The following is a 9,643-nucleotide window of genomic DNA, read 5'->3' as shown; positions in this document are numbered from 1 at the left end:
TGGGGCGGGGTGGCTGTGCAGGACCGTCTTTTCGCATGGATGCGAAAAGCGAGCCCCCATGGACGGGTTAACGGCGTGTCCTGCACAGCCACCGCGCCCCGCCAACAAGCAGCCCTGCAGCTTTTGACGTTGACGTTGAACTTGACCTTGCTTGAAGCCTGCCGCAGGCAACCACCCTCACATCACCGGATGCTAGGCTTCGCCGGTCCGAAGGGAGTTTCCATGTCAGGCCACAGCCAGTTCGCCCTGCTCCGCCAACGCCGCTTCCTGCCGTTCTTCATCGTGCAGTCGCTCGGCGCGTTCAATGACAACGTGTACCGCCAGGCCATCATCGGCCTGCTGTACTACCTCAGCGTGCCCAAGGAAGAACTTACGCTGTACACCACGCTGGCGCCGGCGATCTTCATCCTGCCCTATTTCCTGTTCTCCGCCCTGGCCGGACAGATCGCCGAAAAGCTGGAGAAATCACGCTTGATCGTGATCACCACCACCATGGAGATCGTGATCATGACGCTGGCCGCAGCCGGCTTCCTCACCCAGAACATGACGCTGCTGCTGATCGCGCTGTTCTGCACCGGGCTGCAGTCCACCCTGTTCGGGCCGGTGAAGTACTCGGTACTGCCTTCGATACTGAAGCCGGAGGAACTGACCGGCGGCAACGGGCTGGTGGAGATGGGCACCTCGATGTCCATCCTCACCGGCATGATCGTCGGTGGCCTGATCTTCACCCTGGCCGGCAGTCACGGACCCATCGTCGCGGCGACCGCGATCATCGCGCTGGCGGTGCTCGGCAACGTCTGCGCGCGGATGATCCCGAAGGTCGACGCTGGCGCGCCGGAGCTGAAGATCAACTGGAATCCCCTGCCCGAATCGCTGGCCGTGCTGCGCATGGCGAAGAAGCAGAAGGCGGTGCGCAACGCGATCCTCGGCGTGTCCTGGTTCTGGTTCGTCGGCACCCTCCTGACCTCGCAGTTGCCGACCTACGCGATCACCAACCTGGGCGGCGAGCCTACGCTGTACATCTTCGCGCTGGCCCTGTTCTCGATCGGTACCGGCGTGGGTTCGCTGCTGTGCGAAAAGCTGTCCGGCCGCACGGTAGAAATCGGACTGGTGCCGCTGGGTGCGTTCGGCATGACCGCCTTCCTGCTCGACCTGTACTTCGCCCGTGCCGGTGAAGCCACGGCGCAGGGTCTGTCCGTAGCGGCCTTCGTGCAGCAGGCGGGAAGCATCCGCATCATCATCGACCTGCTCGGCATCGGCCTGTTCACCGGCTTCTTCGTGGTCCCGCTGTTCGCGCTGATCCAGAGCCGCACGCCGAAGTCGGAAATGTCGCGCGTGTTCGCGGCACTGAACATCCAGAACTCCGGCTTCATCGTGGCCGCCGCCGGCGTCGGGCTGGCCGCGCACGCGGCCGGGGTGACCATCCCGCAGCTGTTCCTGGGCCTGGCCATCGCCAACGCGCTGGTGGCGATCTACATCTTCACCATCGTGCCTGAATTCCTGATGCGCTTCCTCAGCTGGCTGATGGTGCGTGCGCTGTATCGGCTGCGTCCGCACGGCATCGAAGCCAACGTACCCGACGAGGGTGCGGCGCTGATCGTCTGCAACCACGTCAGTTACCTGGATGCGCTGATCCTGTCGGCGAGCATCCCGCGCCCGGTGCGCTTCGTCATGTACTACCGCATCTTCAACATCCCGGTGATGAGCTGGATCTTCCGTACCGCCAAGACCATTCCGATCGCCGGTGCCAAGGAAGACCGCGCTTTGATGCTGCGCGCCTTCGATGAGATCGACGCGGCGCTGGCCGAGGGTGAGCTGGTCTGCATCTTCCCCGAAGGGGCGCTGACCCGCGACGGGCAGATAAGCACCTTCAAGAGCGGCGTGGACAAGATCCTCGAGCGGCGCCCGGTGCCGGTGGTGCCGATGGCCCTGCGCGGCATGTGGACCAGCATGTGGAGCCGGCGCGACAGTCGCCTCGGACGCATGCGGGTACCGCGCCGTTTCCGCGCCACCATCGAAGTGGTGGCGGCGCCGGCGGTGGCGGGAAGCGCCGCCAGCGCAGAACGGCTGGAGGCGCAGGTGCGTGCCCTGCGCGGCGACCACGCCTGAGCCGGCACGCCCCTGCGGCAAGGCTGTAAGCGTTTCCAGAATTCGTGCCGGAAACGCATACAGGTGACGCATGTTGCTGTAGATTACCCAGCCACAGGGGGCGCACCGGCACGCCGTGAAACGCCGGCCACCAAGGAATGGAGTCTCGCACTTGAACCATCCACCGCCAATCGGCACCTCGTCGGTGTACGTCCCCAACCATCTGGTCTGGGCGATCCTGTCGACGTTGTTCTGCTGCCTGCCGTTGGGTGTGGTGTCGATCGTCTATGCGGCCCAGGTTGATGGCCGCCGCGCTGCCGGTGACCTGGTGGGCGCGCAGGAGGCATCGCGCAAGGCGGGATGGTGGGCAGTGGCTTCGGCTGCTGCGCTGCCGGTCCTGTTGCTGTTGTGGTTCGGGCTGTTCGGCGGCCTCGCCGCGCTGGGCGCTCTCTCCGGTAACTGAGTCACCACCACCCACCCGCAAGGAGCTTATGCAATGAATGCCACCACCCCGCAGATTCCGAATCACCTCGTCTGGGCGATCCTGAGCACGCTGTTCTGCTGCCTGCCGCTCGGCATCGTGTCGATCGTCTTCGCCGCGCAGGTCAACAGCAAGGTTGCTGCCGGTGATATCGCCGGTGCCCGCGAAGCCTCGGACAAAGCCAAGAAGTTCGCCATGTGGGCGGCAATCGCCGGCGTCGTGGTCATCGTGCTGTACGCGATCTTCGTCGTTGCCCTGGGTGGCATGGGCGCGCTGAGCAACAGCGGCTACTGAGTTGCCTGGCGGGATCCGGCATCGCGCCGGGTCCCGCTTTTCCCGTATGTCCCTGCCCCCCCCCCCGCCTTCGCTGCAACGCTGGCTGCCCTTGGCCGCCGTAGCCACGCTGGCCGTGGGCGCGACGGTGGTGCTGCACAACGTCGACCCTTACGCGGCTGGCAACCCGCTGCCGTCCTGTCCGTTGTATGCGCTGACCGGGCTGTACTGCCCCGGCTGCGGCAGCACGCGCTGCCTGTACTCACTGGTCCACTTCGACCTGCCGGGCGCGATGGCGATGAACCCGCTGCTGGTGCTCAGCCTGCCATTGCTGCTGCTGATGCTGCTCAACGGCGCCGGCATCCGTCCGCGACGACTCGATCCGCTGATGCGGCTGTTGGCATCGCCGATGTTCTGGTTGATCGTGCTGGTCGGCTATGCGGTGCTGCGCAACCTGCCATGGGCACCGTTCACCGGCTTGGCACCGGGCTGATCCCGCACCCGGTAGTGACGGCCGCTGGCCGTCAGCCAATGCCGCGGCGCTACGTCACCCAGCCGGCAATCACCAGCAGCGCCAGCACCGCCAGCCACAGCAGCAGCATGCGCCAGACCAGGCTCATCGCATCGCGCAGTTCGGGCAGGCGCTGCCACACCGGCAGCAGGCCGGCTTCGGTGTAGTCGTGGGCTTCTTCGCGCAGTTCGGCATTGACGCTGGCCCGCGCCACCGCGCCGAGGAAGCCGATGTCCTGCCGCCAGCGTTCGCCATGTGCGTGCCGCCAGGCTTTCCACGCGGTATCGAAGTTCCCCACCAACGCCATCGACAGCGCCATCAACTGCGCCACCGGCCATTCCACCCAGCCCAGCACGCGCTGCGCAGCAAGCAGCGTTTCCGGCGCCACCAGCGCGCGCATCGGACTTATCGACATCAGGGCCAGCAGGCGGTAACCCAGCGCACCGACCGGGCCCAGCAGCAGGAACCAGAACAGCACCGCGAACCAGCGCCGCAGCGCGTTGTAGACGGTCACGTCGACCAGCGAGGGCAGGTCATCGCGCAGGCTGCCGCCGGCCGCCTGCAGGGTATGCAGGGCGGCATGGCGCAGCGCCGGCTCGTCGGCATCGATGACCGCTTCGACATCACGGTCCAGGTCGCGTGGACCCCAGCACCAGGCCAGTACGGCAATGCCCAGCAACAGCGAAGGCAGCCCGAACAACGTCCCGCGCAGCAACCACGCCAGCAGGCCCAGCAACAGCACCGGCGGCAACACCGCCAACGCCACGCCCAGCGGGCCACGCGCGGACGGCCCGGCATGCAGGTCCAGCCAGCCCAGCCAGCGCCGGAAGCCATCGAAACGGCGCAGCGTGGCGGCAGCCGCCGGCGCAACGTGGCCCAGCGCCAGGGCAACCAGCACGGCGACCAGCGTGGTGAACATCAGGCGCTCCCAGGCTGCTGCCGGTACCAGTGTTCGATCAGGCTGCGGGAGATGGAGATCGGCGGCGACAGGCGGATGCCTTCGCCGTCGTCGTGCACGTCGCGTGCGATCGCTGCACCCACCTCTTCGGCGCTGAACCAGCGCGCGTCTTCCAGCTCACCATCCACTTCCGGTTCGCCATCGTCGGCCTGGGCGCGGAAGCCCACCATCAGGGCGCCGGGGAACGGCCACGGCTGGGTGCCCAGGTACTGGCAGGCGCGCACGCGGACCTTGCTCTCCTCGAACACTTCGCGCACCACCGTCTGTTCCAGCATTTCGCCGGGCTCGACGAAGCCGGCCAGCACCGAATAGCGACGCGGTGCCCAGCTGGCCTGCCGGCCCAGCAGCAGGCGTCCGCGGTTTTCAACGGCCACGATCACCGCCGGGTCCACGCGCGGGTAATGTTCCACCGCGCACTGCTGGCAGCGTCCGACGAAGCCGCCGCGTTCGAAGCGCACCTCGCCGCCACATACGCCACAGAAGCGATTGCGCGAATGCCAGTACGACATGCCGCGTGCATAGCTGAAGGCACTGGCATCGGCCACCGACCAGGACAGCGCGGCCTGGCGCAGGTCCATGCGCCCGGGCGCGGCCACGTCCAGCACCGACGCTTCGACGGAAAACCAGGCCTGCTCGCCGCGCAGACCGAGAAACACCGCCGTGCCGGGACCGCCGCCGACCTCAGCGCCGGTCAACGGCAGCGGCTGGTCATCGGCGCCGGTGAAGGCGGTGCCGTCGCGGTCCAGCACCAGCAGGCGGGCGTCGGGCCACAGCCGTGCCAGGGCATCGGGGTCTGCACGCAGGGCATCGGCGCGCTCGAGCGGCTCGCCAACGAAGGAAAAACCGGACAGCGGCGAAAGATGGGTAGACATGCGGCAAGCCTGCCCGCACCGGCGGTTGCTGGCAAGCCTCGGCAGCACGCCAGGCGCTGCCCGAAGCCGCTTACATGCTGAAACTGCTGCCGCAGCCGCAGGTGGTCTTGGCGTTCGGATTGCGGATCACGAACTGCGCACCGGTCAGGCTTTCGGTGTAATCCACCTCCGCGCCCATCAGGTACTGCAGGCTCAGCGGATCCACCAGCAGGGTGACCCCGCTGGTCTGCACGGCCAGGTCGTCCTCGGCGCGGTTCTCGTCGAATTCGAAGCCGTACTGGAAGCCGGAACAGCCACCGCCCTCGATGTAGACGCGCAGCGCCAGTTCGGCATTGCCTTCATCCTGGATCAGCTCGCGCACCTTCGCCGCAGCGGACTCGGTGAAGTTCAACGGGCGGTCCAGGGACTGGTAGCCCGGCGCCGCTTCAGCGGTACCGGGTAGTGAAATCAGCGTGCTCATGCGGTCAGCATGGGGCCGCCCGGACCGGCTTTCAAGCCATCGCCTCGGCCAGCTTGCGGCGCGCGGCGGTATCGCCCTTGCCGGTACCGGCCTCCTCTGCGGCGCCTTCCGGCGGCGGAAGCGCGGCCATCGGGGCGCTGGCGTGGATCAGGCGGCCATTCAGCTGCGCGCCGGCGGCCATTTCGACCACCTGGTAATGGATGTTGCCGTTAACGCGGGCGCTCGGGGTCAGTTCGACCCGCTCGCTGGCGTGCACGTCACCGTCCATGCGGCCACTGATCACCACCACCTGGGCGCGGATCTCGCCTTCCACCACGCCGTTGTCGGACAGGGTGATGTTGGCGGAGCTGGCACCTTCCTGGGCAATCACCTTGCCGTGGATGCGGCCTTCCACATACAGGCCGCCACTGAATTCGACGTCGCCGCGGATCACCACCTGGCTGCCGATCAACGCATCGACCACCAGCTGTCCGTCACGGCTGGACTTGCTGCTTCCAAACATCTGCCTACTCCCCGTTCGCGGCCGGTGCGCCGGCCTGTTTCCAGTCAAATACCTGTGTGGAACCCCCCGTTCCACTGCCCAGTGTGACCTTAACCCGTTGCGGGGTGAAGTCCGCCGGCAGGATCACGCTGCCGCCCAGCTGCTGGAAGTACCGGAACGAGTACTCCTGGCCGGGCACGTTGCTGCGCTGGTGCAGCTCATCCCAGCTGACCGTGGCCAGGCGTCCGTTCTTCACTCCTTCCACGGTGAAGCGCATCTGGCCCTGGCTGATCGCCCCGCGGTTGAGGTTCTGGGTCAGCACCAGCGCGTACTGCCAGGTGCCCGCCGCCTCCGGGCGGAATTCGATGGAATGGGTGTTCAGGCCCTTGCGCTGGCTGGTGGCACCGACCAGGCGCTCATAGAACGCGACATCGGCGCGCAGGCCGGCGATTTCCTCGTCCCGTTCGGCCAGCGAGGCCTGCACCTCGTTGTTGGCCGCCCGGCTGATGCGGTCGGACGCTTCCAGCGTGGCCTGCTTCTGGCGCAGTTCGACCAGCTGCGCCTGCAGGCTTTCAGCACGCTGCTGCGCCCCTTCCAGGGTATCGCCCAGTTCACCGCCGGGGCGGCCCAGCCAGAAGCCGAGCAGGCCGGCCAGCAGCAGCGCGACGAGGGCAGCAGCGACCAGGATCCACAGGCGGCGACGGTCATGCGGCGCGGCGCCCTGGCCGGGCATGCGGATCTGGACGCGCGAAGGCGGACGGTTGTTCATGGCAGGTCTCCGGAGCATCGGTCAATGCGATGCAGGCTCGGCCTCGGCGGATCAGTCGGGGCCATTGTAGTTCAGGACGCAGGCGACACCGGCCGCGGCCCCCGATCCGGCCTGTGGCATTCAGCCTCTCCATCACCGATAGTGCAGCCTTCGAGCGTGCGTACCTGCCGGCGGTCCCCCTGCCGCCGGCGTGATCACGTTCCTGACCGGAGCCTGCGCCATGACCGACGCCCACCTGTTCGTGATCGGCATCCTGCTGGCCTGGCTGGCCGGCATCCGTGTCTACCTCACCGTGTTCGGCGTCGGACTGGCCGGGTTGCTGGGCTGGGTCGACCTGCCACCGGCGTTGCAAGCCACCGAATCGTGGTGGGTGCTGGGGACCTCGGCGGTGCTGGCCGTCGCCGAATTCTTCGCCGACAAGATCCCCGGCGTGGATTCGGCGTGGGACCTGCTGCAGACCCTGGCCCGCGTCCCTGCAGGCGCCTTCCTGGCCGCCGCCACGCTGTCGCCCGATGGCGACCTGGGCACCGGGACGTTGCTGGCCGGGGCCGGCGTTGCGCTGGCCAGCCACGGCCTCAAGTCCGGTACCCGGGCACTGTTGAACACGTCGCCCGAGCCGGCCAGCAACTGGGTCGCCTCGGCCGCCGAGGACACCGTGGTGGTCGGCGGGCTGGCGCTGGCGCTGGCCCATCCCTGGCTTGCGCTGGGCGTAGTGCTGGGCTGCAGCCTGGCCGGCGCGCTGGCGGTCTGGCTGGTCTGGCGTGCCCTGTGGAGAAGCGTGCGCTGGCTGACCCGAACCGATCGCGACGCGCCCCGCACCGGGCCTGCCGCATAATCTCCCTATCCCCCTTGCCGGCGACTCCGTGAACGACACCTACCCGCCACGCAACCTGCGTGCAGAAACCCCGCCTGCCGACCACTGGCAGCGATGGGCCAGCACGCCTTCCGAAAAGGCCTCCAGCGCAGCGCCGACGACGGCGGCAGACGACAATGTCGTCGCCCTGCCCGGGGCAACCCCTCCGCCGCTGCACGCCGCTGCGGATGCACAGGACGACCTGCCCCACGGGCTGATCCCCAGCGATGCGCCGTACCGGATCCTGGTCGTGGAAGACGACCGCGCGCAGGCACTGTTCGCGCAGAGCGTGCTGCACGGTGCCGGCATGGAAGCGATCGTGGTGGGTGATGCGGAAAGCGTGCAGCCGGCCCTGAAGGAACACGCGCCGGACCTGATCCTGATGGACCTGCACCTGCCCGGACTGGACGGCATGCGGTTGACCGCGATGATCCGCCAGCTGCCCGGCCTGCAGATGCTGCCGATCGTCTTCCTCAGCGGCGATCCCGATCCGGAACGCCAGTTCGAAGTCCTCGACAGTGGTGCCGATGATTACCTGAGCAAGCCGATCCGTCCGCGCCACCTGATCGCGGCGGTCTCCAACCGCATCAGGCGGGCGCGCGCGCAGGCCGCTGCGCAGACCGGTGAGCGCGGCGGTCCGCTGCTCAACAATCCGGAAACCGGGCTGCCGACCCGCCACCACCTGCTGCAGCAGCTGTCTGCCGCACTCGGTCACCGCGACCGCGGTGGCCTGTTCTTCATCGAAATCGCCAGCGCGCTGGGCCTGCGCGAACGCTACGGCTATGCCGCCTTCGAGCGCCTGATGGTGCAGGCCGGCCAGCGCCTGGCCGAAGCGGCGCAGCCGCACCTGCTGGCACGCCTGAACGACAACAGCTTCCTCGCCCTCGCCCGCGGCGTGGACGAAGAGCAGCTGGACGCCACCGCGCAGTCGCTGCGCGAGCAGCTGTCCGCCCGCGCCTTCGTGATCCGCGATGACGAGTCGGTGCACCTGCGCGGGGTGATCGGTTTCGCGGCCCTTTCGCCAGGCTTCCCGGACGTGGGCAGCGCGCTGGAGGCGATCGAGCGCACCACGCTGCAGGCACGCCTGCTGAGCGCCGGCGTGGCCGGGTTCGTCCCGCACGAAGAGACCAGCAGCGATGAACACCTGGCGATGCTGGACGGCCAGCTGGAACTGGCCTACCAGCCGATCGTCGCGGTGGCCGGTGGCGGCAACGCGCAGTACCAGGTGCTGCTGCGGCTGCGCCAGGCCGATGGCAGCGTGCTGACCGCCGGGCAGGTGATCCCCGCTGCCGAAGCGGCCGGCCGCATCGCCGACCTCGACCAGCAGGTCATCGACCACGCACTCGGCCTGCTCGACCACTACCGGCATGCCACGCCGCCACTGCACCTGTTCGTATCGCAGTCGCTGCGCACGCTGGCGCGTGATGCCTTCGCCGACTGGCTGATCGAATCGCTGCAGCAGCGGCGGCTGGACGGCAGTGCGCTGGTGATCGACGTACGCCTGCCCGATGCACTGATCCATACCGTCACCCTGCAGCAGTTCTGCATGCGGGTGAGCGCGCTGGGCGTGCGCTTCTGCCTGAGCCAGTTCGAGCCCGGTCCGGAAGCCAATGCCCTGCTGACCCAGCTGCCGCTGTCGTTCGTGCGCATGGCCGGACGCTTCAGCAGCAGCCACGCCAATCCGCAGACGCGCGATGAGATGCGCGGGGCGATCGACGTCGCCCACCGTGCCAACCTGCTGATCATCGGGCAGCAGATCGAGGATCCGCAGGCGGCCGCGGCGATGTGGGTCGGCGGCGTGGATTTCATCCAGGGCAACATGGTGCAGTCGGCCGGCAGCGACCTGGATTTCGATTTCCTCAACGCGGTGCTCTGACCCGGTGACCCACGGACGGGG

The 9,643-nt window shown here is 67.9% G+C and carries 11 protein-coding genes; 6 read left to right on the top strand and 5 right to left on the bottom strand.

Translation table 11 applies throughout. The annotated features are described in order from the left end of the window. Positions 1 to 222: 222 nt before the first annotated feature. The 4 genes from RTX79_RS17140 to RTX79_RS17125 all read left to right on the top strand — a co-directional run bounded on the left by RTX79_RS17140 (position 223) and on the right by RTX79_RS17125 (position 3,335). Entirely contained in the window at positions 223 to 2,109 is a 1,887-nt protein-coding gene (locus RTX79_RS17140) for an MFS transporter (RefSeq protein ID WP_312684992.1), read from the top strand. 151 nt (positions 2,110 to 2,260) lie between these two features. Further along, complete coding sequence (locus RTX79_RS17135; protein ID WP_057509274.1) at positions 2,261 to 2,551, top strand: CD225/dispanin family protein; 291 nt, start codon at positions 2,261 to 2,263, stop codon at positions 2,549 to 2,551. A gap of 33 nt (positions 2,552 to 2,584) precedes the next feature. Beyond that, positions 2,585 to 2,863 carry a CD225/dispanin family protein gene (locus tag RTX79_RS17130; RefSeq protein WP_057509275.1) on the top strand — a complete coding sequence of 93 codons (279 nt, stop codon included), beginning with the start codon at positions 2,585 to 2,587 and terminating at the stop codon, positions 2,861 to 2,863. A gap of 46 nt (positions 2,864 to 2,909) precedes the next feature. Next, complete coding sequence (locus RTX79_RS17125; RefSeq protein ID WP_312684991.1) at positions 2,910 to 3,335, top strand: DUF2752 domain-containing protein; 426 nt, start codon at positions 2,910 to 2,912, stop codon at positions 3,333 to 3,335. A gap of 49 nt (positions 3,336 to 3,384) precedes the next feature. Here the strand turns inward: RTX79_RS17125 and ampE are convergent, their stop codons facing one another. From ampE to RTX79_RS17100, 5 genes are all read right to left on the bottom strand, one after another. Beyond that, entirely contained in the window at positions 3,385 to 4,272 is an 888-nt protein-coding gene (gene ampE / locus RTX79_RS17120; RefSeq protein ID WP_312684990.1) for a regulatory signaling modulator protein AmpE, read from the bottom strand. Then, entirely contained in the window at positions 4,272 to 5,183 is a 912-nt protein-coding gene (gene nudC / locus RTX79_RS17115) for an NAD(+) diphosphatase (protein WP_312684989.1), read from the bottom strand. Before nudC ends, ampE begins: the two co-directional genes overlap by 1 nt. 70 nt (positions 5,184 to 5,253) lie before the next feature. Further along, positions 5,254 to 5,643, bottom strand: coding sequence for an iron-sulfur cluster insertion protein ErpA (gene erpA / locus RTX79_RS17110; RefSeq protein WP_042614293.1), 390 nt, complete (start codon positions 5,641 to 5,643; stop codon positions 5,254 to 5,256). 31 nt (positions 5,644 to 5,674) lie between these two features. Continuing rightward, entirely contained in the window at positions 5,675 to 6,145 is a 471-nt protein-coding gene (locus RTX79_RS17105) for a bactofilin family protein (protein WP_312684985.1), read from the bottom strand. 4 nt (positions 6,146 to 6,149) lie between these two features. Next, the gene (locus RTX79_RS17100) at positions 6,150 to 6,893 is read right to left on the bottom strand and encodes a DUF6776 family protein (RefSeq protein ID WP_312684983.1); all 744 of its coding nucleotides are present in this window, start codon (positions 6,891 to 6,893) and stop codon (positions 6,150 to 6,152) included. A 220-nt stretch (positions 6,894 to 7,113) separates the two neighbouring features. Here RTX79_RS17100 and RTX79_RS17095 point away from each other — a divergent pair, with 220 nt between their 5' ends. Both RTX79_RS17095 and RTX79_RS17090 read left to right on the top strand, forming a co-directional pair. After that, a complete protein-coding gene (locus tag RTX79_RS17095) occupies positions 7,114 to 7,728 on the top strand; it encodes a DUF4126 domain-containing protein (RefSeq protein WP_312684981.1) in 615 nt (204 codons plus the stop codon). Positions 7,729 to 7,756: 28 nt separating this feature from the next. Continuing rightward, the gene (locus tag RTX79_RS17090) at positions 7,757 to 9,622 is read left to right on the top strand and encodes an EAL domain-containing protein (protein WP_123700212.1); all 1,866 of its coding nucleotides are present in this window, start codon (positions 7,757 to 7,759) and stop codon (positions 9,620 to 9,622) included. The last annotated feature ends 21 nt before the right edge of the window (positions 9,623 to 9,643 follow it).

Source organism: Stenotrophomonas chelatiphaga, assembly GCF_032054965.1.
GTDB classification, from domain to species: Bacteria; Pseudomonadota; Gammaproteobacteria; order Xanthomonadales; family Xanthomonadaceae; genus Stenotrophomonas; species Stenotrophomonas chelatiphaga.
Note: the sequence above shows the minus strand (reverse complement) of the source record. Positions and strands in the feature narration are given on the sequence as shown.

Coding starts and splice junctions, on each gene's coding strand:
- RTX79_RS17130 (WP_057509275.1), top strand. CDS start 2,585: ATGAATGCCACCACCCCGCAGATTCCGAATCACCTCGTCTGGGCGATC.
- erpA (WP_042614293.1), bottom strand. CDS start 5,643: ATGAGCACGCTGATTTCACTACCCGGTACCGCTGAAGCGGCGCCGGGC.
- RTX79_RS17125 (WP_312684991.1), top strand. CDS start 2,910: ATGTCCCTGCCCCCCCCCCCGCCTTCGCTGCAACGCTGGCTGCCCTTG.
- RTX79_RS17095 (WP_312684981.1), top strand. CDS start 7,114: ATGACCGACGCCCACCTGTTCGTGATCGGCATCCTGCTGGCCTGGCTG.
- RTX79_RS17100 (WP_312684983.1), bottom strand. CDS start 6,893: ATGAACAACCGTCCGCCTTCGCGCGTCCAGATCCGCATGCCCGGCCAG.
- nudC (WP_312684989.1), bottom strand. CDS start 5,183: ATGTCTACCCATCTTTCGCCGCTGTCCGGTTTTTCCTTCGTTGGCGAG.
- RTX79_RS17140 (WP_312684992.1), top strand. CDS start 223: ATGTCAGGCCACAGCCAGTTCGCCCTGCTCCGCCAACGCCGCTTCCTG.
- ampE (WP_312684990.1), bottom strand. CDS start 4,272: ATGTTCACCACGCTGGTCGCCGTGCTGGTTGCCCTGGCGCTGGGCCAC.
- RTX79_RS17105 (WP_312684985.1), bottom strand. CDS start 6,145: ATGTTTGGAAGCAGCAAGTCCAGCCGTGACGGACAGCTGGTGGTCGAT.